Source organism: Spirosoma fluminis (genome assembly GCF_054778895.1).
This window is the reverse complement of record NZ_BAAGZD010000016.1, coordinates 43,181-67,349: the sequence shown is the minus strand read 5'-3', so window position 1 is coordinate 67,349 and position 24,169 is coordinate 43,181. Positions and strand designations below refer to the sequence as shown.

Below are 24,169 nucleotides of genomic sequence, written 5' to 3'. Positions count from 1 at the left end.
AGTAGCGCTACGTAAGAGACAAGACGAATGAACAAGCACTATCTATTATTTTTTGTTCTGGCGTTCTGTGGCTTTACCACACCTTTTGTAGGGTTTGGGCAGGGCACAGGCCAGATCGTAAAATTAACGTACCCTGAGAGCCGGGCCGTTTTTCAACGTGAAAACGACAATACAAGCACCATTTATCTCTCGGGAAACTACTATCAGCCTATCGATAGCGTTCAGGCAAGGGTAGTGGCCGAAGTAGCCGGCCAAGGAATAAACACCGACTGGGTAACGGTTCAACGGAATCCACGGGGCGGTGTTTTTCAAGGATCTTTGAAGGCAAAAGGCGGCTGGTACCGATTAGAAGTGCAGGTTCTGGCGCAGGGGAAAGCGATTGGTGCTGACGTTGTCCGCAAAGTAGGGATTGGCGAAGTGTTTATTATAACCGGCCAGTCGAATGCGCAGGGATTTCAGAATTTTGGAGCGGTAGCGGCAGCGGATGACCGGGTCAACTGTGTGGTTTACGACAATACGGTGGCCCAGTCGCTGAACGATCCACCAGCGCCCACGTTTCAACAGCTAAGTGCCAACTCGTTGATTGGTCCCCGCGGTCAGAGCGCCTGGTGCTGGGGCATTCTGGGCGATCTGATCGCTCGGCAGAATAATGTTCCCGTGTTGTTTATCAATACCGCCTGGCAGGCTACGGTTATCAAAAACTGGCGCGAAAGTTCGGACGGTAAGGTGACTAAAAACATTTTTGCACTCGGTACGCCGGATGAGAATTTTCCAGTGGGGATGCCCTACGCCAATCTGGTCATTGCGTTACGTTATTACTGTTCATTACAAGGTCTACGGGCGGTGTTGTGGCAACAGGGTGAGAACGATAACGTTCCGCTGCATTCTACCCGCAAAGCTTATGGCGATGATATGCAGTATATCATCAACAAAACCCGTGCCGATACGGATCGTTATCCGGCCTGGGTGCTTGCCCGCTCTTCTTACAATGCCGGACAAGTAAGTCAGGACATTATACAAGCACAGAACGACGTCATCAATACGTACAACAACAACGTATTTGCCGGTCCTTTTACGGATAATATTCAAGTGCCCCGGTACGAAGGTGAGGTACACTTCGGACAGGAAGGTCTAAGGCAACTAGGGCAAGCCTGGTTTGAAAGTTTGAATGCTGTCTTCTTTGCTAGTTCCCGTCCTTTACCTCCTCTGCCATCGCCGGTTGTATCTGTAACGTGCACGCCATCAAACAATAGTTTAGCTGTCAGTTTACCGAATCTGTACAGGACGTATACCTGGAGTAATGGACAAACCGGACAGAATCTGTCGATTGCTCAACCGGGCGTCTATAGAGCCGTTATTAAAGATAAGAACGGCAATACGTTCCTGTCACCAACGGTTGATGTGCAGGCCCCTCTTCAACCCACAACACCCACGATCTCGTTAGTCAGCCAGCCGAACCGTATCGCTGATCCGCAGCAGCAGGTATGCGCCGATTCATCGCTGGCGTTGATTGCCAACACATCCGCCAACAGTACCGGCGTCTGGAGCACGAGTGCCACCAGTCGAACCATTGCGCTGGACAAATCAGGCACGTATTCACTGCGTGCCGTTAACATTTATGGCTGTCAATCCGGGCAGACAAGCTCTATCAATTTAACCGTACGTCCGAAGATTCCAACGCCGAGTGTTGAACAGATCGGTACGTATACGTTACAGGCTGTTTTACCGGCCCAAACGGGTGGCCAGCAGGATTTATTCGACTGGCGCAGGGGTTCTGAACTGATTCCTCAGAATAGTGCCGTTGTAAAGGTTATTGTTACGGCAAACTATTCAGCCCGCGCCAAGGCAACATTTGCCGTGAGTGATGGCAACAACCTGACTTGTTATTCGGATTACAGCCAACTGAGAGCCTTTACGTTTGAAGAATCGAACGGCGGGTTGAGCGTCTACCCGAATCCATCCAGCGATGGAATTGTTACGATAGAAACGATAGAAAACTTCCAGAACGCCGATATTGACGTATTTTCGCTAAGTGGCCAACGTCTGTTTACCAGCCGGGTGGCGATGCTGGATGAGCGTAAAGCCATCGACCTGTCTGGCCTGGCCCAGGGTGTTTATATCATCCGCGTGCGATCGGCCGGGTTTGACGTGTCCCGACGAATTGTTATCAACAGATAGCTGGATCAATCATCTATTCTGAACCAAAAGCTTCTTCTAAGGGAGAAGCTTTTGGTTTTTGGGACAAGCCCATCTGCGAAGTTGATTTAGCAGGGCTTATATTGTATCTTTGACATGCAATTGGCACAGCCAAACCTGCAGCCATGTATTACTGCTGCAACGTTTTATCGCTACCTTTGTGCCATCATTTTAATTCGCTGTATGAACGCATCATACTTACCAGCCGACTATCTGCCAGTACTGATTCAACTGGGTCTGGCGCTTGGATTTATTGTAACAACGATGATTGTTACGCACTCTATCGGCCCAAAACGCAAAAGCCAAAAGAAAGACGATCCGTTCGAATGTGGTATTCCTGTTCAGGGTGATGCCCGTACGCCGATTTCGATTAAGTACTTTTTGATTGCTATTCTGTTCGTTCTGTTCGATGTGGAAGTAATCTTCCTGTATCCCTGGGCGGTCAACTTTAAAGGATTGGGTGTAGAGGGCTTCCTCCAGATGGTCCTGTTTATGGGTCTGTTACTAGCTGGCTTCTATTACATCATCCGCAAGGGTGTTCTGAAGTGGGAATAAGTTTTGACAAATGAATTTTAAAACATTTGTTTTCGTTGTTATACTAAACAAGATCAACGACTTATATGGCAACTGATATTAAGCTGGCGGAAGCTCCGGCGAGTTACGACGGACCCGGGTTTTCAGCCACTTCTTTCGATAAAGTTATTGGTTTGGCCAGGGCAAATTCGCTTTGGCCTCTGCCTTTTGCGACGTCCTGCTGCGGTATCGAGTTTATGTCAACCATGGCGTCGCACTATGACTTAGCCCGTTTTGGCTCAGAGCGGCCCAGTTTCTCTCCGCGCCAGGCCGATATGTTGCTTGTAGCGGGTACCATTGCCAAAAAGATGGCGCCGGTTGTTAAGCAAGTGTATCTGCAAATGGCCGAACCACGCTGGGTAATTGCGATTGGTGCCTGTGCGTCGAGTGGCGGCATCTTTGATACGTACAGCGTGTTGCAGGGTATTGATCGGATCATACCCGTTGACGTGTATGTACCCGGTTGCCCACCTCGCCCCGAGCAAATTCTGGATGGCGTAATGCAGGTTCAGGAGTTAGCCAAAAATGAATCCCTGCGCCGACGCAACACCGAAGACTATCAGAAGCTGTTAAATTCATACAGTATTCAATAATCACAGTGAGCGGAGGCTGAGTACGTTTGAAATTGCTGCTCGATCCGCTCACTTACCATTCACGTATACGGAAAATGCTGACCAACGAAGAAGTTGCGCAGACAATAATCAACCAGTTTGGCGAGTCTGTAAGTGATTTTGACGATCCATTTGATCTCCTTACGTTCTCTACTACTCGGGAACAGATTATCCCGGTTATTCAATACCTGAAAGCCCACAAATCCCTGCAGGTCGGCTTTCTTACTGATATTACGGCCGTGCATTACCCGGATTCTCCTGGCCAGGAGTTTTGCGTGGTTTATCACCTGCATAGCCTGGTCAACAACTTCCGGATACGTATTAAGGTGTTTCTGGCTGCGGAAGACGTTCACATACCAACGGCTACTGCGTTGTTTGCCAGTGCGAACTGGATGGAGCGTGAAACCTTCGATCTGTATGGCGTGATTTTCGATGGGCACCCCGATCTGCGCCGTATTCTGAACATGGAAGAAATGGATTATCACCCCATGCGCAAACAATATCCGCTCGAGGATTCGACCCGGGAAGATAAGATAGATGCCCTGTTTGGCCGTTAACTATCAACAAGCTGATGATTTCTGAAGAACTCGATATAGCAAACAAGAACGTTCCGGCTCGCAACGATAACGGACCCGTTCAGTACGTGAATGAGCTGACAACGCTCAATCTTGGCCCAACCCACCCTGCTACGCACGGCATTTTTCAGAACGTTCTGCAAATGGATGGTGAAAAGATTGTGTCGAGCGAACAGACCATCGGTTACATTCACCGTGCTTTTGAAAAGATTGCGGAGCGTCGTCCCTTTTACCAAATAACTACGCTCACCGATCGAATGAATTACTGCTCCTCCCCTATTAACAACATGGGATGGCACATGACGGTGGAAAAGCTGTTGGATATTGAAGTTCCAAAACGGGCGCAATACATACGGGTTATCATGATGGAATTGGCCCGATTGGCTGACCACGTCATTTGCAACGGTATTCTGGGTGTGGATACCGGTGCGTTCACCGGCTTCCTTTATGTATATCAGGAGCGGGAAAACATCTACGAGATCTACGAAGAAGTTTGTGGAGCCCGCTTAACCACCAACATGGGACGTATCGGTGGGATGGAACGGGACTTGTCGCCCACGGCTATTCGTAAGATCAAAGAATTGCTGGTACGCTTCCCGAAAGTGCTGCGCGAGTTTGAAAACCTGTTCAACCGCAACCGGATTTTTATGGACCGCGTCGTTAACGTGGGCGGTATCTCTGCCGAGCGGGCTTTGAGCTACGGCTTTACCGGTCCTAACCTACGCGCTGCCGGGGTAGACTATGACGTGCGGGTTATGAATCCCTACTCGTCGTACGAAGACTTCGAGTTTGATATTCCCATTGGTCAGAATGGCGACACGTACGACCGCTTCATGGTACGTAACGAAGAGATGTGGCAAAGCCTGCGAATCATTGAGCAGGCAATAAATAATCTGCCCGAAGGTTCGTATTACGCAGACGCTCCCCAGTATTACCTTCCTCCCAAGCAGGAAGTGTATAAAAATATGGAAGCCCTCATTTATCACTTCAAGATTGTGATGGGCGAAATTGACGCACCAGTTGGGGAAGTGTATCATGCCGTTGAGGGGGGTAATGGCGAATTAGGCTTTTATCTGATTAGTGATGGGGGCCGCACACCCTACCGCCTGCACTTCCGTCGGCCGTGTTTTATTTACTATCAGGCTTACCCGGAAATGTGCAAAGGCTTGACGCTATCCGACGCCATCGTGATTATGAGTAGTATGAACGTGATCGCTGGTGAGTTAGACGCTTAAAACCTGCCGAAACTTTATGACGACTGAAACCAATAATACCGTTCAATTTACACCTGAGCGGCTGACCAAAGCGCAGGAGATAATCGCACGTTATCCGGAAGGAAAGCAAAAGTCAGCCTTACTTCCGCTGCTCCACCTGTTGCAGGAACAGGAAGGCTGGACCAGTCCGGAAGGGATGGATTACGTAGCTCGGATGCTGGATATCCAACCCATCGAAGTGTATGAAGTGGCCACGTTTTATACGATGTACCATCTCGATCCGGTTGGTAAACACGTAATAGAATACTGCCGCACAGGTCCATGCTGCTTGATGGGCGGAGAGGATGTATTGGCTCATTTAAAGCAACGCCTGGGTATAGAAACCGGACAAACAACCGTGGATGGCCGATTCACCCTGAAAGAGGTGGAGTGCCTGGCTGCCTGTGGCATGGGTCCTGTTTTCCAGATTCGTGAGAAGTATTACATGAATCTTACGAACGAGCGCGTGGACGAGATCATTGATGAGTTGTCGAAATAACGCACACATGGCTACTAAGATATTAACCGAATATATCAACGTTCCCGGCATCGAAGCCTTCGATGTATACCGGAAACAAGGCGGATACACAGCCGTTGAAAAAGCGTTGAAAACGATGACGCCGGAAGCCATCGTTGAAGAAGTAAAAAAAGCGGGCGTTCGGGGCCGGGGTGGTGCCGGGTTCCCAATGGGCATGAAATGGAGCTTTCTGGCCAAACCCGAAGGTGTTCCCCGCTACCTCGTCTGTAACGCGGACGAATCGGAGCCCGGAACGTTCAAAGATCATTACCTGATGAAAAATCTTCCCCATCTTTTGATCGAGGGAATGATTATCTCGTCGTTTGCGCTGGGTGCGAACAAGTCGTTCATCTATGTTCGTGGTGAGTTGATGTACGTGATTCACATCCTCGAAAAGGCCATTGCTGAAGCAACAGCCAAAGGCTTCCTGGGTAAAAATATTCTGGGTAGCGGCTACGATCTTGAGCTTATTGTGCAACCCGGTGGGGGCGCTTACATCTGTGGCGAAGAAACCGCTCTGCTGGAATCACTCGAAGGCAAACGCGGCAACCCACGTAACAAACCACCATTCCCGGCGGTAAAGGGCCTATATCAGTGCCCGACTGTTGTCAATAACGTTGAGTCGATTGCCACTACGTCCTGGATCGTTAACAACGGTGGCGATGCTTATGCGGCTATCGGCATAGGCCGCAGTACGGGTACAAAGCTTATTTCAGCATCTGGTCATATCAACAAGCCGGGCGTTTATGAAATCGAGCTGGGTGTCCCGGTAGAAGATTTTATTTACGCTGACGAGTGGTGCGGTGGCATTCGTCCTGGTCATAAGTTCAAAGCCTTGGTAGCGGGTGGTTCCTCGGTACCCATTTTACCGGCTAACCTTGCTCTGACTCTGGCGAATGGCGAGAAGCGGCTGATGTCGTACGAATCTTTATCAGACGGTGGGTTCCAGACGGGTACAATGCTGGGTTCGGGTGGCTTTATTGTCTTCGACGAAACGGCCTGTATCGTACGTAACACCTGGAATTTCTCACGTTTTTACCACCACGAATCCTGCGGCCAGTGTAGTCCGTGCCGTGAAGGAACGGGATGGATGGAAAAGGTGCTGCACCGAATCGAGTATGGTCATGGCCATCAGCATGATATTGACTTGTTGGTTGATGTTGCCAAAAAGATAGAAGGAAATACCATTTGCCCGCTTGGGGATGCGGCTGCCTGGCCGGTTGCCAGCGCCATCCGACACTTCCGGGATGAGTTCCAGTGGCATATTGATAACCCCACTGAAGCGACCCAGCCGGGTGCCGTTTACCGGGGCGATATGGCCTTAGTATAATACGTAGTAGTGTTCAAGCTGCTTAATTAGTTAGACCAAGCTGCGACTTGTAGCCGCATTATTAATATGGAAGATGTAAAGCCGCAATTAGTAAAAGTCACCATCGACGGCATTCAGGTTGAGGTCGAGCCGGGGACGACCATTTTGCAGGCTGCTCGAAAAATTGGTCCAGAGGTGGCTCCTCCGGCCATGTGTTATTATCAGCCGTTAAAAGGTAGCGGTGGCAAATGCCGCGCCTGTCTGGTACGAGTAGCCGCCGGATCGGAGAAAGATCCGCGCCCAATGCCTAAACTGGTAGCTTCCTGCTTAACGGCTGTCCAAGATGGAATGGTCGTCGAAAACACGACCAGCCCGCAGGTGCTTGAAGCCCGAAACGGGGTTGTCGAGTTTTTATTGCTGAATCACCCACTAGACTGCCCAGTATGCGATCAGGCTGGCGAGTGCGATCTGCAGAACTTTGCGTTTGATCACGGCCGGGCCACGACCCGGTACGAAGAAGACCGTCGGACGTTTGAGAAGCGGGACATTGGCCCGTATATTCAGTTACACATGACCCGGTGCATTCTGTGTTATCGTTGTGTATATACGGCTGACCAGATCACCGAAAAGCGGGTTCATGGCGTATTAGGCCGGGGCGATGCTGCGGAGATAAGCACTTATATTGAGAAAGCCGTTGATAACGACTTTTCGGGCAATGTCATTGATGTGTGTCCGGTTGGTGCTTTAACGGATAAAACGTATCGCTTCAAAAACCGCGTTTGGTTTACCAAACCTGTGGATGCCCACCGCGATTGTCCAACGTGTTCCGGTAACGTAATACTGTGGTATCGGGGAGAGGACGTTATTCGTGTAACGGCTCGTAAGAACGAATGGAACGAGGTTACGGAGTTTATCTGCAACACCTGCCGCTTCGAGAAAAAGAAAACGAGCGACTGGGTAATTGAAGGACCAACCAAAATCTCACGCAGTTCGGTTATTTCGGCTAACAAATACCGCAAAGACGAGCTCAAACCAAGCTTTGGCAAACGGTTAGCCGCGGCTGAGTACAAGCCAATCCACGACGAGCGTGATACGTCACAACTGTCGATCAAGCAATTACCACCTGAGCGCTTTGCGAAGCTTCCTTCGGCACTGGAGCCAGAACCATGATCATCAAATCTAACCAGTAAACTACAGTGGATTCAACCATATTAATCGCCAAAGGTCTGATTATCCTGGTCATCTTCGGGATAACCCTCCTCATTGCGATGTATTCTACCTACGCAGAGCGTAAGGTGGCTGCGTTTTTGCAGGACCGGATTGGCCCTAACCGGGCGGGTCCATGGGGTTTACTGCAACCCGTTGCCGATGCGGGTAAAATGTTCTTTAAAGAGGATTTCATCCCATCGCAGGCTAGTAAGTGGCTGTTTATACTCGGCCCCTGTCTGGCTATATTAACGGCTTTGATGTCGAGTGCGGTTATTCCGTTCGGCGATACCATTCGATTTGCCTGGGACAACATTAATTACGAAGTGCCATTACAGGCTATCGAAATTAACATTGGTGTATTATACATCTTTGGTGTGGTTTCGCTGGGCGTTTATGGCATCATGGTCGGTGGCTGGGCGTCTAACAACAAGTTCTCACTGCTGGGCGCGATCCGGGCTGCCTCTCAAAATATCAGCTACGAAATCGCCTTAGGTCTGTCACTGATTACGATCCTGATGATGACGGGCTCGCTTTCGTTACGGGCGATTATTGACGAACAGGCTACGTTCTTCGAATGGAATATTTTCACGCAGCCGTTGGGCTTCGTTATTTTCCTGACGTGTGCATTTGCGGAATGTAACCGTACCCCCTTTGACCTGCCCGAGTGCGAAACGGAACTTGTTGGCGGCTATCACACAGAGTACAGCTCTATGAAGCTCGGCTTCTACCTGTTCGCTGAGTACATCAACATGTTTGTTTCGTCGGCCTTTATCTCGGCTTTGTATTTCGGCGGCTTCCATTATCCCTTTATGGATATGGTGAACGGAGCGCTGGAAACTTCGCTGGGTGCCGTAGCGGGTCACAACGTAGCAACAGCGATCGGCTTTGTTGTTTACTTCGCCAAAATCTTCTTTTTCATCTTCTTTTTCATGTGGGTTCGGTGGACGCTTCCACGCTTCCGCTACGATCAGCTCATGAATTTAGGCTGGAAAACTTTTATTCCGCTGTCTATTCTAAATGTAGTTATAACCGGTGCGGGTTTGCTGTTTGATTTTAAATACGCAACCTGGTTAATTGCTATAGTAATGATTGTACTGGCTGTTGCCTCAACGGCCCGCGCCCCCAAACGGCAGGTGGTTCAACAACGTACAGTATAAGTCAAATTTGTTTCTGTTACCGGTTTGTGGTTTGATTGAGAGACTTTTACAAGGCTAAACCTCGAACGACAAATTAATAATCAGAAAGCTGACAACTGACCATAATGCAACTAACGAATCGCTCTAAACAAGTTAGCAATAAAGAAATGACGCTCGCAGAGAAAATGTATCTGCCTGCAGTCATTAGTGGCTTAGCCATTACGATACGTCACTTCTTCCGAAAAAAGCCTACGATTCAATATCCAGAGGTAAAAAAATACCTCGGACCCATTTATCGGGGGCATCACGTACTGAAGCGCGATGAACAAGGGCGCGAACGCTGTACGGCCTGTGGCTTATGCGCCGTAGCATGCCCCGCTGAGGCTATTTCAATGGTGGCGGCTGAACGAACGAAAGGCGAAGAGAATTTATACCGCGAAGAAAAGTACGCAGCCGTGTATGAAGTGCATATGCTTCGTTGCATCTTTTGTGGTTTATGCGAGGAAGCTTGCCCAAAACAGGCAATTTATCTCCGTCACGATCGGATGGTACCTGTTTTTCAGGAACGCGATGAAGTCATTTATGGCAAAGACCGGCTGGTCGAGAAAATGGACGATCGGTACATCCGCATTGCCAACTCAGAAGTAAAGGCTACACCAACCGAGCCTAGTTTGACACGGGCCGCTACCTAGTCGAAACCGACTCAAGTGCCCTCCAATCGACCAAGCAATGACTGACTATTTAAACTTCCTTAAGACACTCACTCCTACCGGGTATCTTTTCTTGTTCCTAACCGCGCTGACCCTTTTCAGTGCGATCAGCGTAGTAACGGCTCGTAACCCTATCTACAGCGTATTAGGCCTGATCGGCACATTCTTCTGCCTGTCTGGCCATTACGTTTTGCTAAATGCGCAGTTCTTAGCTGCCGTGAATATCATCGTTTACGCGGGTGCAATTATGGTGTTATTTCTGTTCACCATTATGTTTCTGAACTTACGGAAGGAAGATGAGGAATCAAAAACGAACCTGACCAAAATGGCCTCAGTCGTTGTTGGCGGCTTACTAATGATCATGCTGATCACCATCTTCAGGGCAAAGAGTGCACAGGTACCAACATTTAGCCCGATGTCGTTTAACGCAAAGACGGGTCTGGTCGAAAATCTTGGTCAGTTGTTATATAGCGATTATATTCTGCCGTTTGAGCTGGCGTCGGTTCTCTTTCTGGTTGCCATGGTTGGCGCCGTTATGCTTGGCAAACGCGAAGCTGGAGACCGGCATTTCTGATCAAACCGGGTTTGGTGCTTTTTAACTTTATTCACAAGTAAGCCGCTCAGTGAGCGGCTTACTTATTTTCATCTATGCGCTACGTATTCATTCTCTTCTTCATGGTGGTAGTAACATCTGCCAATGGACAACTGATTAACGATTCGGTACTGATCGAAGGGCATCAGCGAACCTTTCATTTCCTGAAACCTGTTCGACCGCAGGCTACGTTGATTTTTATTTTACATGGCTCAGGGGGCAACGGCGAAGGCATACGTAACGGCGCGAAGAAGTTAGAAGATATAGCTCCGAAAGAGAATATCCTGCTGGTGTACCCCGATGGCTACAAACGCTATTGGAACGAGTGCCGCAAAACCGCTCAGTCGGCGGCTAACCTGGAGAACATAAACGATAATGCCTTTTTCGACAGCATGATCCATTATTTTCAGCAGCGCTATCAAATTAACCCTAGGAAGGTATTCGCGGTGGGAACCTCAGGTGGGGGCCACATGGCTTACAAACTGGCTTTAACTATGCCCGAGAGATTTCGGGCTATATCAGCCATCATTGCCAACTTACCCGACACCAACAATCTGGATTGTCCCGAAAAGCGCATACCACTTCCCGTCATGATTACGAACGGTACCGACGATACCGTTAACCCCTACAATGGCGGAGAGGTGATCACCGGCAACGTTAGCTTAGGCTTGGTCCGATCGACCGAACGCACCTTCCGGTACTGGGCCGATTTAGCAGGTTACACCATTAAACCGACTACAACGCAACTACCGGATGCTGACCCTACAGATGGGAAAACGATCGAGCGATATACTTACAAGCAAACAGGTAAACCCGAGGTCACGCTGCTACAAGTGAAAGGAGGTAAGCATGATTATCCGAACGATATAAATGTCTACCTCGAATCGTGGGCCTTTTTTCAAAGGCAATTACAGCCTTAATATTGGTATGCGTGCATAATATTTTTACAATAGTCCTGTAATTATTCCCGCAAAAAATAAGTTATTGCAATGAGTTTTCTGCTTAATCCGTAATCAACAGTCTAGATATGGACGCATACATTGTAGCCGGTTACCGTACTGCGGTGGGTAAAGCCCCCCGTGGTGGTCTCCGTTTGACCCGCCCCGACGATATGGCGGCCGAGGTTATCAAACACTTATTAAGTCAAGTTCCTAACCTTGATCCGGCGCGGGTTGAAGACCTTATTGTTGGCAACGCTGTACCTGAAGCCGAACAGGGCATGCAGATTGCCCGGTATATTTCGCTGCTTTCTCTACCTCAGAGTGTACCCGGAATGACCATCAACCGCTATTGCGGCTCCGGACTGGAAGCCATTGCGATAGCTTCTGCAAAAATTCATGCGGGTCTGGCTGACTGCATGATCGCAGGAGGAACCGAATCAATGTCTCTCGTCCCGGTGATGGGCTGGAAGACAGCGCTGAATTACGAAATAGCCAAGACCAACCCCGACTATTACATTGGTATGGGGCTTACAGCCGAGCAAGTCGCTCAGCAATTTAATATCAGCCGCGACGCACAGGATGAGTTCGCTTATGAGTCTCATCAGAAAGCGTTAGCCGCTCAGGCTGCCGGAAAATTTGCCGACGAAATTGTGCCTATCAAGGTTAGCGAAACTTACTTCGACGCGGAGAGCGGTAAAAAGAAAACCCGCGAGTGGAGCGTTACGCAGGATGAAGGTCCGCGTAAAGACACCAGCGCCGAAGGACTGGCTAAGCTAAAGCCTGTATTTGCGGCTGGTGGATCTGTTACGGCTGGTAACTCGTCTCAAACATCGGACGGTGCGGCTTTCGTACTTATTATGTCAGAACGGCTCGTCAACGAGTTGAACCTGCAGCCAATTGCCCGCCTGGTATCGTATGCCTCCGCTGGTGTAGAACCTAAGATCATGGGCATCGGGCCAGTAGCGGCCATACCTATTGCGCTCAGGAAAGCAGGTCTGAACCAGGACGATATTGAGTTGATCGAACTTAACGAAGCGTTTGCGGCTCAATCGTTAGCCGTTATTCAGGAACTTGGTCTTGATCGCGACAGGATTAACCCGAACGGTGGTGCCATTGCACTCGGTCACGCACTCGGTTCAACCGGTGCCCGCTTATCGGTTCAGTTACTGAATGAGATGCGCCGTCGTGACCAAAAATACGGTATGGTATCAGCCTGTGTGGGCGGTGGTCAGGGCGTTGCCGGTATATTTGAGCGGTTGAACTAAATTCCGTTCGTCGTTAATCAAAAAGGCTACTCATCTGAGTAGCCTTTTTGATTAACGACGAATAAGTAAACGCTGCCCTACAGCGATGGTATAGTTCGCTAAGTTGTTCCAGCGCATCAGGTTAGGAATACTGACTTTATTAATCAGGGCTATCCGGTAAACTGTTTGCCCAGGTTTAACGATATAATAATACACACTTGGGGTATTCGGGACAGACTTCGTCGGCCGGACGGATACTTTCGCTGGGGGCTTAGAAGCCGGTTTACCAGCTACCGGTTTACTGGTGTCAATAATCAGCTCCTGACCTACTCTTAAAGCAATCCGCTCCGATAAATTATTCCACCTGTAGAGTTGCTGTACGCTAACGTTGTACAATCGTGAAATAGCGTAATACGTTTGGCCTGGCTTAACAACGTGCATTTTAAAGCGCTCGGTGGGCTGCGGTTCAGGTTCAGACATCTCTTTGTAGTTGGCTAACGTATCGGCAACATGTTGGACGGAATCTACCTTGATCGAATCATGTCGAGCCGAATCAGAGGCAATGACGGTAGCCTGAACAGAATCTTGACGAGCGATGCTGCTACTATCCTGAGCCTGTGCCTGCGGAAGTATGGCTAAAGACGAATCGGCTATTACTGTATCTCGTTTAAGAACTGGGGTTTGATCGACAGGCGGTAATTGCAGATATTCAACCGGCCGACGGTAAGGCCGTTTTTTGCGCATCCAGATTATACGGCCCGGCTGTACACGCTGCGTTGGGGCAATATCATTGAAGAACAAAAGGTACGACAGGCGAACTCCGTACATGTTTGATACTTCCCGTAAGGTCTGATTCCTCTGCATCACATGATACGGAACCTTGGCCCGTTTTGCTTTTGGTTCGAGGTAATAAATTTGCCCCGGCCACACGACATCCTGCTCCGTGAGCTCATTGTACTTCAAGAATTGGCGAATTGATATCCGACCATAATAAGCGAGAATAACCGGGTTATCACAAACCTGCGCCTGAACTCCCAACCGTTCATTAATGGTATACAAAACCGCCTTTGAACGTAGCCCGGACTCTCGCTCCGGCATCTTTTTCACAATCGGAAATCCGATATCCGTTTGATAGTCAGGGGCTACTGGAAGATTTACATCCGCAGCTAGTTTTACCGTGGGAAGCTCGTCGGGCGTAACGAGGACTAATACTGAATAGTCTTTGTCGGTAGGAACAGTACTGTCTAGCAGCCATTTATTAACTGGCGTTACTCGATCGATATCTACTTTCAAACTTTTGGCAATAGACACCAACGTTTGCCCCCCACCTTTGCGATACTCGAAAAATAAATAGGCGGGTATGGGCCGATACGTTGGCTCTTCATTCTCAATTGCCAGCTTTCGGGCCAGCACTTTCCAGAGTATAGAAGGAACCTGCGGGCTAAGTTGGATATCAGCAGGATCTTTTTGGGCAACGGTATAAGGAGCAGTAGTCAGTTGGAAATAGCGTAGCAGCGTGGCTACGTAGTTGCTTTGTGTTTCCTGAAGTCGGCTTAGATACGGAAGTACAGCTTCTGTAACCAGGATGGGGTGGTATCGCTCATCAACCTCACTATTCACCAATAATCTTAAGGTTTGAACCTGTGATTCCTGAACGGACCAATACGTATTAGGTTTTACGTCCGCAAAGGGCATAATAACGTAACGGAAATCGTCTGGCAAACCTGCTTCCCGTATTCGTGGCTGCAAAAGTGCGGTTAACTGACGTAGCGTAGCCACCTCACGCAGAAGTTGATTTCTGTTTCCGTATAGTTTACTTACTTCCTGCTTAAGTTGTATCTGTTCCGCATCGGTAAGATGGATAGTAACACCAGCGAACTTTATAGTGGGCGAAACATCCGGAATCGATTGCCCTGATACACGATAAGTGAATAAAACTAAACTTTGAAAAATTACAAATACATTAATAAAGGCTTTGTATTTACTCATGCAACAATAGCTCGTTAGCGGGTTATTTTATCTTGTTTAAAGTAACATACGTTATTGCCCATCTTTCAAAAATACAAATTAGAATTGTGAATAGACTAGCCGTTAACTATGAATTTTGAATTCTTCCGTAGGTTAGACCTGCTTCAGATCCGGCTACGTAGCACAAAAAATTGCTTCTGACTAAGCGGATTATTTTACCATTACTTTTGTTATTAGTATGCTTGCATACTAATCCTATTCTTATTTTATTTGTACAATAATTAGTATGCAAGCATAACAAACAACCTTAACTATGATTGCGACAGAGCCCAAAGCCTCTATAAAGGGAGGTGAGTTCCTGATTAAAGAAACCACTGCTGCTCAGGTATTTACTCCAGAAGAGTTTACGGAAGAGCAGTTAATGATTGCTGCCAGCAGCCGCGAGTTTTTGGAGCGTGAAATCTGGCCGCGTCTCAACGAAATAGATAATGCTAAATCACCAGAGTTGATTTCATCGTTGATGGATAAGGCTGGTGAACTGGGTCTGCTGGGCACATCCGTACCGGAAGAGTTTGGGGGCTTCGGCATGAATTTCAACACCTCCATGCTCGTGGCTGAGGTGACTGGTGCAGGCCACTCGTTCTCGGTTGCCTTATCGGCTCATACGGGTATTGGTACGCTGCCTATCGTGTATTACGGCAACGAAGAGCAAAAAGTTAAATATTTACCTAAACTTGCTACCGGCGAGTGGAAGGCCGCTTATTGCTTAACTGAGCCAGACTCGGGTTCAGATGCGAACTCAGGCAAAACTAAAGCGACCCTCAGCGAAGACGGAAAATACTACATCCTGAACGGTCAGAAGATGTGGATTACCAACGGTGGCTTCGCCGATATATACATCGTTTTCGCGAAGGTTGATGATGGCAACCGGTCCGCCGGTGCGGGCCAATTGGACAAAAACCTATCGGCGTTCGTCGTTGAGCGCACGTACGAAGGTATCACCATGAATGAGCCCGAGCACAAAATGGGTATCAAAGGCTCCGATACGCGTCAGATCTTCTTCAACGACGTAAAGGTACCGGTTGAAAACCTACTGTCGGAGCGTGGTAACGGCTTCAAGATTGCGGTGAACATTCTGAACATTGGCCGTATTAAGCTGGGTATCGCTGCGGTAGGCGGTTCTAAAGAGGTGATCAACAACGCGATTCGGTACTCAAACGAGCGGAAGCAGTTTAAAACGCCGATTTCAGAGTTTGGCGCGATCAAGCATAAACTGGCTGAGATGGCGATAAAGGTGTATGCCTCTGAAACCGCTGCGTACCGGGCTGGCCAGAACATTGATGAGCTCATTGAAGATCTGAAAGAAAAAGGCATGGAAGACGGCCAGGCTAAGTTGAAAGCCCTTGAGCAGTTTGCCATTGAATGCGCCATCATGAAGGTGCACGGATCAGAAGTACTGGACTACGTAGTCGATGAAGGTGTGCAGGTATACGGAGGTATGGGCTATTCAGCCGATGCGCCAATGGACCGTTCCTACCGTGATGCCCGCATTAACCGGATTTTTGAAGGTACGAATGAGATCAACCGCATGCTGGTTGTCGATATGCTGCTGAAGCGGGCCATGAAAGGTGAGTTAGACCTGATGGGCCCAGCGATGGCGGTTGCTAAGGAAATTATGTCTATTCCCGACTTCAATTCGGATGAGGAAGAAGGCTTGTTTATAGCGGAGAAAAAAGTCTTGCGTAATCTTAAAAAAGCAGGGCTCATGGTGGCTGGCGCGGCTGTACAGAAGTTCATGATGAACTTATCCTCCGAGCAGGAAATCCTCATGAACATTGCCGACATGGTTATCGAAATATACGCAGCCGAGTCAGTATTGTTACGCGTAGAAAAGCTGATCGGTACGAAAGGTGAAGAAGCCGTTGCGTTACAAAAACAAATGGCCCTGGTGTATTTACACGAGGCAGTCGAAAAAGTGAACAATGCAGGCCGGGCAGCTATTACGTCTTTCGCCGAAGGTGATGAGTTGCGGGGAATGCTGATGGGCTTGAAACGGTTCACGAAAATTGAGCCAATGAACCTGAAGAACGCTCGTCGTCAGATAGCAGACGCTATGATTGCCGAGAACAAATACATTTTTTAATCATTCCGATTGACTTCATCAACTATAAGCCAGCCCCGGTACTTGGGGCTGGTTTTCTTTTTTACCGCATTTCCATAAACCGGTCGAAACCCTGAAGCTCGCCATCAGAGACTTGTATGTTCTGCACCTCGGTACCATCGGGACCTGTTTTGCACCAATCCACGAGTTGATCCAGGGCTTCTGGCACACCTTCGGCGTCGATACGCAGATCGCCGTTCGGTTCTATCTGGGCATGGCCTACCAAGCCAAGTTTTTCGCCTTTCTGCCGAGCCTCCTGCCGAAACAGCGTTCCACCCAATTGGCCCGATACATGAATGATTATGTTCTTTTTCATTAGTCGTTTTGTTTGAGATACGGCAGAAACGTCTTTCTGAAGCCCGTCGTAGTCTTCTAACTGCCATCAGCTACGTATTGTTAGCGCCTTAACGTCATGGAATCTTTGAGAAACTATAATACGTCAATTACCAGTACCTAACCATCAGAATTTGTCTTCATTACGATACACATACCGCAATCGGGGAGCTGACAATGCGATACATATCTTCTTAAAAATTTGTAAAAAGCTACTGACATAAGGCTGTCACAGCTACGCCCGACCTTTGGTGCAGTCGTCTGATAAACCCAAAAATTATGACAATGCAGCAAACAACAGGTATTGATTTACACGCTACCGATGTAGAACCGTTCACGGCCTTGTGCTTCACTACTCAAACTACGCTCCAGGCGATGAATGAGCATAACCACATTCCGGAGGAGCTGTATGCAGAAGCTGATCGCTTAGGCCTTTTTCCCGCCGGGCCCATTCACTACGTGTACACCGACGTTACCGGCAACCCAGCCAATGCCTTTCAGCTCAACATCGTTCTGCCCATTGAGCGGGCAAAAGACGAATCAAACGTATTTTCGGTCACGACATTCCGACCCTTCCGTTGCGTATCATATACGCATACCGGTTCATGGAGTGAATTTCCCACTGTGTATAACACCCTGTTTGCTCAATTTTATGGGGAAGGGTATCAGGGTGGCAGCATCATTCGTGAGGTGTATGTTGTTGTTGATATTGAAAATCCAGCAAATTGTGTGACAGAAATTCAAATCGAACGTCTGTAAAATAAGCCAACCTTAATGTATGTCCACAGTCATGCCCGCAAGGGCTGATTTGTGGACAGTTTTTTTATGGCCCAACTGCGTGCTGCATTTTTCGTAGCTTTACCGCGTATCCTATACGCTTATTTCCTGTCCATGAAAAACGCAGATTTCTCTCGCAGAAACTTTTTACATCGCCTGTCGGCGTTAAGTGCCGGTATGGCGTCTATACCGCTCGTCGGTCAGGCGGGTACCGAAGCTTATCTGGACGAGTATGCCCGTACTCATTCATTAATCACAAGCCCGGACTTGACTCGCCTGCACCAGCCCGGTCGGAAGCTGGGTATTGCCTTGGTTGGCCTGGGTAGCTACAGTAAAAATCAGCTCGCACCAGCGCTACAGCAAACGCAGTATTGCCGCCTGGCCGGTATCGTTACGGGTACTCCGTCGAAGGCCGACGAATGGATGAAGAAGTACAATATCCCGAAGGAAAATGTGTACGACTACAAGACCTTCGACCGCATCGCTGACAATAAGGATATTGATGTAGTATACGTAGTGCTGCCTAATTCGATGCACGAAGAATACGTAATACGGGCGGCTCAGGCAGGGAAGCATGTCATCTGCGAAAAGCCGATGGCCATTATGCCCAAAGCGTGTCAGAACATGATTGATGCCTGCAAAAAGGCGAACAAGCAGCTTGCCGTTGGCTATCGGCTTCACTATGAACCATTTACGAAAGAAGTGATGCGGTTAGGCCAGGAAAAGGTGTTCGGGCCGGTAAAATTCATTGAAAGCAGCGACGCCTTTCGTATTGGTGATCCGACTCAGTGGCGGATGAAAAAAGACATGGCCGGTGGTGGTGCTCTCATGGACGTAGGCATCTATGCCATTCAGGGCGCTCGCTACGTAACGGGCGAAGAGCCGATTTCGGTTACTGCCCAGTTTTCGCCGAAAACCGAACCGCAAAAGTTCAAGGACCTGGAAGAGACCATGTTCTGGCAGTTTCAGTTTCCGAGCGGAGCCGTCAGCAACTCCACCACCAGTTACACAGGGGGCGTTGAGCGGTTATACGCTTCTTGCGAGAAAGGCTGGTTTGAGCTTTCACCCGCCTTTGGTTACGGACCACTCAAAGGACGTACCAGCAAGGGGCCCATTGAGCAACCTGTGGTGAACCATCAGGCGAATCACATGGATGGCGTCTGTAAAGACCTGCTCGATGGCAAAAAACTTCCCGATCACATCACCGGCGAAGAAGGCCTGCGCGACGTTCGGCTTCTGCAAGCCATTTACAGAGCCGCCGAAACCGGCCGCAAGATTGACCTAAAAGCTTAACTTGGCAGATACGTAACGTGGGTGCAGCAAGTGGAGAGAATACTCATTCCCTTGCTGCACCCACGTTACGTTTGTACTGATTTCACCTACTCCGCCGATTCAATCGACTGCATAAGCGCTCTGGCTTTACGTATGTTCGTATTCACACGATCCGTTTCAACGAGTCCATCGCGCAGACGAATGATGCGGTGAGCATATTCGGCAATATCTTCTTCGTGCGTAACCATGATTACCGTGTTGCCTTTGCTGTGGATCTGATCGAAGAGGTCCATAATTTCATAAGACGTCTTCGTATCCAGGTTACCGGTCGGTTCATCAGCCAGCAGAATACTGGGGTCATTTACCAGCGCTCTGGCCACAGCGACCCGCTGGCGCTGACCACCCGACAGTTCATTGGGCCGGTGCCCGGCGCGGTTTTCTAAACCCACATTTTTCAGAGCCAGCATTGCCTTTTCGGTCCGATCGGCCTTGCTGTAGCCAGCGTATATCAACGGCAGCGCTACGTTCTCAAGCGACGTTTGCCGGGGTAACAGGTTGAACGTCTGGAACACAAATCCAATCTCTTTGTTACGTACCTCAGCCAGTTCGTTTTCGCCCATTCCGCTCACGTCCTGACCGTTCAGGACGTACTGTCCGGACGTTGGCGAGTCCAAACAACCAACAATGTTCATCAGCGTCGATTTGCCCGAACCGGATGGGCCCATGAACGCGACGTATTCTCCTTTTCTGACGGAGATTGTGATAGATTTAAGGGCTTCTACCACTTCAGTCCCCATCACATAGCGTTTAGCGATACTGTGGGTTTCAATAATGTTCATCAACTTCTATGATTAAGCGCCAGCGGCTGCGATGGCTCCGGCAGCGACTCGCCGACGGCGTTGAAAATAGTTTCTAATAAATAAGCCTGTCAGCACAACCAGTGCCGACGTTGAGCTCGTGTCTTCGATGTTTATGTCACCATGATCGCTGAAAAACTGGCGCGTAAGGGAGTAGTTCACAACCTCTTTATCCTCAGCGTCCGTTTTGCCCTCCCGAATCATGTCCCACTGGCGCATCAGTACGTTATGGCGTTTCCAGGTATAAAGCTCGCCGTTTTCTAACCGTAGTTCCGCGCGTTTTCCGAAATGAAACGTAATCCGGCCGACAATCTGGTCGCCGTTACTCACATCATGGATATTAACATTGTGGACCAGGAAACCCATTACATCAAACCGAATTTTCAGGCTGTACAAGTACGCTTCAACGTCCCGGCTAAAGGCATCGCGATGCATACCACCTACTGGCTGATTGTTTTCAGTAATGATCGTGTCACGGCTGAATGCGTTCTTGACCCAGCTTAATTTTTTATCCATGGTGCTTCTGTTTAGGTAGCACCAAATCTACACTACTGAATGAATTTATTTCTATCCTTTTCGATTAAAGCGAGCCTTTCCTGATAAGTTACCATAAACGCCTGATAATCGGCAGGAGTTGTAGCCGCCTGGAGCTTACTTAACGCGTTGGTAGCGTAGTCAGGCAGGCTCAAATCAAGGCATAAAGAGATGTATGTTTTGAGCAGATCGGCATTGTCTTCATTAAACGGCAAAGCCGTCAGCACCAGGTCATACGCCTGTTGCATTTGCTTTCCCAGCTGTTCTAACTGAGCGATGGCCGTAATGATCGGCGCATTCAGTGGTGCGTGGCTATAGGCCCGTTTATAAGCCTCCATTGCCTGAACGGGTCTTCTGGCTCGTTCATACGTTTGTCCCAGCCAATACGCTCGTTCGGCTTCGTGTTGTGGCAGAACAGGTAACTTCGCTATGGTTTCGGCAGACCCAACGCTCCGGCGAAACGCGGACAAACGCAAAGCGGCTATATTTCGCATTGACAAAGCTACCGGACTGATCGGCTGGGTTGAATCAGGAAGCGTAGACAGCATCAACTGCGCATTTCGCCACTGGAGCTGAACAAGATAATCGTTTGCCAGAGCAACACCAGCTACCGTTTTTAAACTAGCGTCGGTAATGGTTTCCCAATACGCGCCCCGGTTCAGATCGTCGGGGCGGTACGTTACGTAAAACGCTTTTTCCAGATCGGTTTGCGGCTTTCGCTCGTCATACAAAACCTGTTTCAGCGAAGCGACCGCCGAATCGTTCATGGAAGCCGTTTCCCAAAACGACTGAGCCAACACCGGATCACCCGCTTTGGTTAATGCCAGGGCTTGGTAATACATAGATGTCGTATCCGTATTATACCCAAACTGCTCAGCCGCCTTGCGGTACAATCCCTGTTCGAGTAACCATAAACCCGTGATCGAACGGTAAGCCGGGCCATTACGTTGGTCCCCCTCCGCGAGCTGACTGATCAGCCCGAAAGCCGTTGTGTGGTTATGGCGGTTGTATTCAGCTACGGCCTGCGCAACTAACAGGTCATCCGTAAAATCCTGATTGACGGGATCAGCTGCGCGACGCTGCAGGGTTGATGTTAGCGTCGTGTCAGGACGTGGATTAACCAAAGCAAAGTTATACAAGCTGGCAAATCGGCCAACACTTAGCCCTTCACCGGCCTGGTTTCCTCCCAGCCATTCTGGCGGATCAGGCTGTGTTGTATCGGCATCAGCCTGGGTAAGCAGTCGCAGAGCAAGCGAATTCGCCTGATAGGATTCGTAGTCTGACTGAACGCTGCTCTTGACCAGGCTCGAGTCAGCAGCCAGCAATTTAGGGTTCTTCACGTAGAATGCCAGTAAATTCGACTCAGCGACCTCCGTTCGACCCGCATTTGCAGTAGCCGATTTAAAATAATAATAAGCCGAGTCGGCGACACTCGTCCGGGCGTAGAGATAACCCAGATTGTTCTGTAACTCACCACTTTTCGGAAACACCCGTATGCCCCGCTGCAACGTTTTGACGGCTTCAAAGAACAAATCCGTTTGCAGGTACGTCTGACTGAGCCCTACGTAATCCTGTGGATTAGGTTGCTTCAACGTAGCCTGCTGAAAATAAAAAGCGGCCGCCGTCTGGTTATTCTGCGATAACGCCAGCGAGGCCAGCGCATAGTTCGACTTATGGTTCTGAAACTCCTGCTCCAGCGCAAGCTGGTAAAACGCATTGGCCGACGCAGGCTCATTGTTAGCCGTGTATAAATCGCCCAAACCGTTATAGTATCCGGCGGCAAATTGCCGCACGGTAATCAGACCACCCGAAGCGAGAAGAACCACCACGCCAAACACCCCCGCGACCCGAAACAAGCTAAGTTCCAGTCGCTTCGGTTTGTATAAGATCCGGTAGACCGGCAGATTCTGACGAAACATTGGCCATAAGTTTATCAATACGTAGGCAACAAAGAACAGCCCCATGGCCAGATGTGTGTAGACTATTACGTCTTCAAACATCTCGACCAAAGGGTCATTGGCCGTACCAAACGCGTACGCCATCGTCAACGTAGTAAGCAGCGCAAGACCCGTGTACAAACACGCTGCGCCCCCGCTGAACGTAACGACACCCTGCTGTTCGGTCAGTCGTTTAAACCCCCAAACCCCTACCGCTACCGAAATCAGGTATAAAACGAAGGGACTGATGGCCAGTATATCCCAGTCAATCGACTTCGTGTTCTTTAGCCAGATGAGGATTAGGTTGATTAAATATAGAGAGCTGATGATGAGAAAATTGGTCAGCCCCAGGGCCCGCCGGTTACCACTTGCGGCACCGGCATCTGAACGCCCGGTTGAGGTCAACCATACCAGCCCCGCAATGATTTCGGCCGCGATAAAGAAGATGAACCCGATGCTAAATGCCAGCAGAACCGGCATTCCATAGCTAACGATGGTTAAGGCAGGCAGCGAAACCGGTGTCACGGCACTTAGCAGAGCGGCTACTAAGGCGGTTACACCGGCGAATACCCCAACACGTACCGGTAGCGCATGATCCGTCCGAAATGCGTGGAAATAATAACTAACCGACCCAAACACAAACGTCAATAGCAAAAACAGATAATTACCGCCCAGACCAGGTATTTCCAGCATCTCCCACCGAAAAAAGGCCAGTCCTACGATCATCACGACCATACTGACGAGATACCGAACACGATCGAAGCGCGTAATGGCGCTGTTCAGAAGAACGAAAGCGATGCCTATGCCAATCAAAAAAGCCGTGGCCAGGCCGGGTATGACCTGCATGGCTGAAGCGATAAACTGTTCGGAGACAGCATAGGCTTTACCATTTACGGAATAATCGAGCAGGCCATCGGTGAATGAATGGAGCACGATGGGCAGTTCATTCAGCTCGCTTAGTACGTCCCAGCGAACAACATTAGACAGACCGCGCAGCCAGGCAACGGCAAACAGAATGAGACTACCACCGAAAAAAAGAAGAGAGGCCAGGTAAGTAAGCCGGTAAGACCGACTCCATTCTTTCCAGAAAAATAATGACGACATGCAAAGGAAACGCAGTTGCGAACGGCTTAGTGCCTTTGCGGACCTTCGCGTGGGTAATCAATTGCCTGTCAAAGTCTTACTCAACCGTATAATCACACGTAGCGGAATATACTCTGCTTTAGTCTGGCGGCTGACGTAGCAGGCCGGGCAACTACTGACCAACCAACACGGACTTCGTTCTTAAACTAACTTTTGTACAAATCGGCGAACGACTCCGTTTCAGCGCCCCAACACCTAAAAAGCTTATTGCCAAACCCATTCGATGGTGAACTAGCTGTAAAATGAGTAAAGCGTCCCTTGACCTTACGCGGTTTTTCTCCTACTTTTGCAGTCCCAAATAATGGGCAACTTTTCAATCAG

The 24,169-nt window shown here is 49.1% G+C and carries 21 protein-coding genes; 16 read left to right on the top strand and 5 right to left on the bottom strand.

Going from position 1 to position 24,169, the window contains the following annotated elements; all coding sequences use genetic code 11:
- The first annotated feature begins 27 nt into the window (after positions 1 to 27).
- The 13 genes from ACYVBJ_RS18350 (at position 28) to ACYVBJ_RS18290 (ending at position 12,887) form a co-directional block, all read left to right on the top strand.
- Positions 28 to 2,178: a T9SS type A sorting domain-containing protein gene (locus ACYVBJ_RS18350; protein ID WP_460983760.1), complete on the top strand. Its 2,151-nt coding sequence runs from the start codon at positions 28 to 30 to the stop codon at positions 2,176 to 2,178.
- A 201-nt stretch (positions 2,179 to 2,379) separates the two neighbouring features.
- Entirely contained in the window at positions 2,380 to 2,751 is a 372-nt protein-coding gene (locus ACYVBJ_RS18345) for an NADH-quinone oxidoreductase subunit A (RefSeq protein ID WP_460983759.1), read from the top strand.
- 65 nt (positions 2,752 to 2,816) lie between these two features.
- On the top strand, positions 2,817 to 3,362 hold the full coding sequence (locus ACYVBJ_RS18340) for an NADH-quinone oxidoreductase subunit B (RefSeq protein ID WP_460983758.1): 546 nt from the start codon (positions 2,817 to 2,819) through the stop codon (positions 3,360 to 3,362).
- A gap of 74 nt (positions 3,363 to 3,436) precedes the next feature.
- Positions 3,437 to 3,937, top strand: coding sequence for an NADH-quinone oxidoreductase subunit C (locus ACYVBJ_RS18335; protein WP_460983757.1), 501 nt, complete (start codon positions 3,437 to 3,439; stop codon positions 3,935 to 3,937).
- A gap of 14 nt (positions 3,938 to 3,951) precedes the next feature.
- Entirely contained in the window at positions 3,952 to 5,190 is a 1,239-nt protein-coding gene (gene nuoD / locus ACYVBJ_RS18330; RefSeq protein ID WP_460983756.1) for an NADH dehydrogenase (quinone) subunit D, read from the top strand.
- 16 nt (positions 5,191 to 5,206) lie between these two features.
- Positions 5,207 to 5,707 (top strand): NADH-quinone oxidoreductase subunit NuoE, encoded by a 501-nt coding sequence (gene nuoE / locus ACYVBJ_RS18325; RefSeq protein WP_460983755.1) that lies wholly within the window; start codon positions 5,207 to 5,209, stop codon positions 5,705 to 5,707.
- A gap of 7 nt (positions 5,708 to 5,714) precedes the next feature.
- Positions 5,715 to 7,055: an NADH-quinone oxidoreductase subunit NuoF gene (gene nuoF, locus ACYVBJ_RS18320; protein WP_460983754.1), complete on the top strand. Its 1,341-nt coding sequence runs from the start codon at positions 5,715 to 5,717 to the stop codon at positions 7,053 to 7,055.
- A 66-nt stretch (positions 7,056 to 7,121) separates the two neighbouring features.
- The gene (locus tag ACYVBJ_RS18315) at positions 7,122 to 8,204 is read left to right on the top strand and encodes an NADH-quinone oxidoreductase subunit G (protein ID WP_460983753.1); all 1,083 of its coding nucleotides are present in this window, start codon (positions 7,122 to 7,124) and stop codon (positions 8,202 to 8,204) included.
- Between the two features lie 26 nt (positions 8,205 to 8,230).
- Positions 8,231 to 9,400 carry an NADH-quinone oxidoreductase subunit NuoH gene (gene nuoH / locus ACYVBJ_RS18310; RefSeq protein ID WP_460983752.1) on the top strand — a complete coding sequence of 390 codons (1,170 nt, stop codon included), beginning with the start codon at positions 8,231 to 8,233 and terminating at the stop codon, positions 9,398 to 9,400.
- Positions 9,401 to 9,504: 104 nt separating this feature from the next.
- Positions 9,505 to 10,071: a NuoI/complex I 23 kDa subunit family protein gene (locus tag ACYVBJ_RS18305; protein WP_460983751.1), complete on the top strand. Its 567-nt coding sequence runs from the start codon at positions 9,505 to 9,507 to the stop codon at positions 10,069 to 10,071.
- A 37-nt stretch (positions 10,072 to 10,108) separates the two neighbouring features.
- Positions 10,109 to 10,663, top strand: a complete 555-nt coding sequence (locus ACYVBJ_RS18300) for an NADH-quinone oxidoreductase subunit J family protein (protein WP_460983750.1) — start codon at positions 10,109 to 10,111, stop codon at positions 10,661 to 10,663.
- Positions 10,664 to 10,737: 74 nt separating this feature from the next.
- Positions 10,738 to 11,601, top strand: a complete 864-nt coding sequence (locus ACYVBJ_RS18295) for a CE1 family esterase (protein ID WP_460983749.1) — start codon at positions 10,738 to 10,740, stop codon at positions 11,599 to 11,601.
- Between the two features lie 107 nt (positions 11,602 to 11,708).
- The gene (locus ACYVBJ_RS18290; protein WP_460983748.1) at positions 11,709 to 12,887 is read left to right on the top strand and encodes an acetyl-CoA C-acyltransferase; all 1,179 of its coding nucleotides are present in this window, start codon (positions 11,709 to 11,711) and stop codon (positions 12,885 to 12,887) included.
- Between the two features lie 51 nt (positions 12,888 to 12,938).
- On the opposite strand, the gene ACYVBJ_RS18285 is transcribed toward ACYVBJ_RS18290, so the two are convergent.
- The gene (locus ACYVBJ_RS18285) at positions 12,939 to 14,486 is read right to left on the bottom strand and encodes a LysM peptidoglycan-binding domain-containing protein (protein WP_460983747.1); all 1,548 of its coding nucleotides are present in this window, start codon (positions 14,484 to 14,486) and stop codon (positions 12,939 to 12,941) included.
- Positions 14,487 to 15,147: 661 nt separating this feature from the next.
- On the opposite strand from ACYVBJ_RS18285, the gene ACYVBJ_RS18280 reads away from it, so the two are divergent.
- Positions 15,148 to 16,977 (top strand): acyl-CoA dehydrogenase family protein, encoded by a 1,830-nt coding sequence (locus ACYVBJ_RS18280; RefSeq protein ID WP_460983746.1) that lies wholly within the window; start codon positions 15,148 to 15,150, stop codon positions 16,975 to 16,977.
- 61 nt (positions 16,978 to 17,038) lie between these two features.
- On the opposite strand, the gene ACYVBJ_RS18275 is transcribed toward ACYVBJ_RS18280, so the two are convergent.
- Entirely contained in the window at positions 17,039 to 17,311 is a 273-nt protein-coding gene (locus tag ACYVBJ_RS18275) for an acylphosphatase (protein WP_460983745.1), read from the bottom strand.
- 302 nt (positions 17,312 to 17,613) lie between these two features.
- Here ACYVBJ_RS18275 and ACYVBJ_RS18270 point away from each other — a divergent pair, with 302 nt between their 5' ends.
- Both ACYVBJ_RS18270 and ACYVBJ_RS18265 read left to right on the top strand, forming a co-directional pair.
- The gene (locus ACYVBJ_RS18270; protein ID WP_460983744.1) at positions 17,614 to 18,087 is read left to right on the top strand and encodes a GyrI-like domain-containing protein; all 474 of its coding nucleotides are present in this window, start codon (positions 17,614 to 17,616) and stop codon (positions 18,085 to 18,087) included.
- A gap of 132 nt (positions 18,088 to 18,219) precedes the next feature.
- Positions 18,220 to 19,398: a Gfo/Idh/MocA family protein gene (locus tag ACYVBJ_RS18265; RefSeq protein WP_460983743.1), complete on the top strand. Its 1,179-nt coding sequence runs from the start codon at positions 18,220 to 18,222 to the stop codon at positions 19,396 to 19,398.
- A gap of 86 nt (positions 19,399 to 19,484) precedes the next feature.
- On the opposite strand, the gene ACYVBJ_RS18260 is transcribed toward ACYVBJ_RS18265, so the two are convergent.
- Genes ACYVBJ_RS18260 through ACYVBJ_RS18250 form a run of 3 tightly spaced genes read right to left on the bottom strand, consistent with a single transcriptional unit; the run spans position 19,485 to position 23,809 of the window.
- The gene (locus ACYVBJ_RS18260; RefSeq protein WP_460983742.1) at positions 19,485 to 20,216 is read right to left on the bottom strand and encodes an ABC transporter ATP-binding protein; all 732 of its coding nucleotides are present in this window, start codon (positions 20,214 to 20,216) and stop codon (positions 19,485 to 19,487) included.
- 12 nt (positions 20,217 to 20,228) lie between these two features.
- On the bottom strand, positions 20,229 to 20,750 hold the full coding sequence (locus ACYVBJ_RS18255; RefSeq protein WP_460983741.1) for a hypothetical protein: 522 nt from the start codon (positions 20,748 to 20,750) through the stop codon (positions 20,229 to 20,231).
- A gap of 32 nt (positions 20,751 to 20,782) precedes the next feature.
- Entirely contained in the window at positions 20,783 to 23,809 is a 3,027-nt protein-coding gene (locus ACYVBJ_RS18250; RefSeq protein ID WP_460983740.1) for a tetratricopeptide repeat protein, read from the bottom strand.
- Between the last annotated feature and the right edge of the window lie 360 nt (positions 23,810 to 24,169).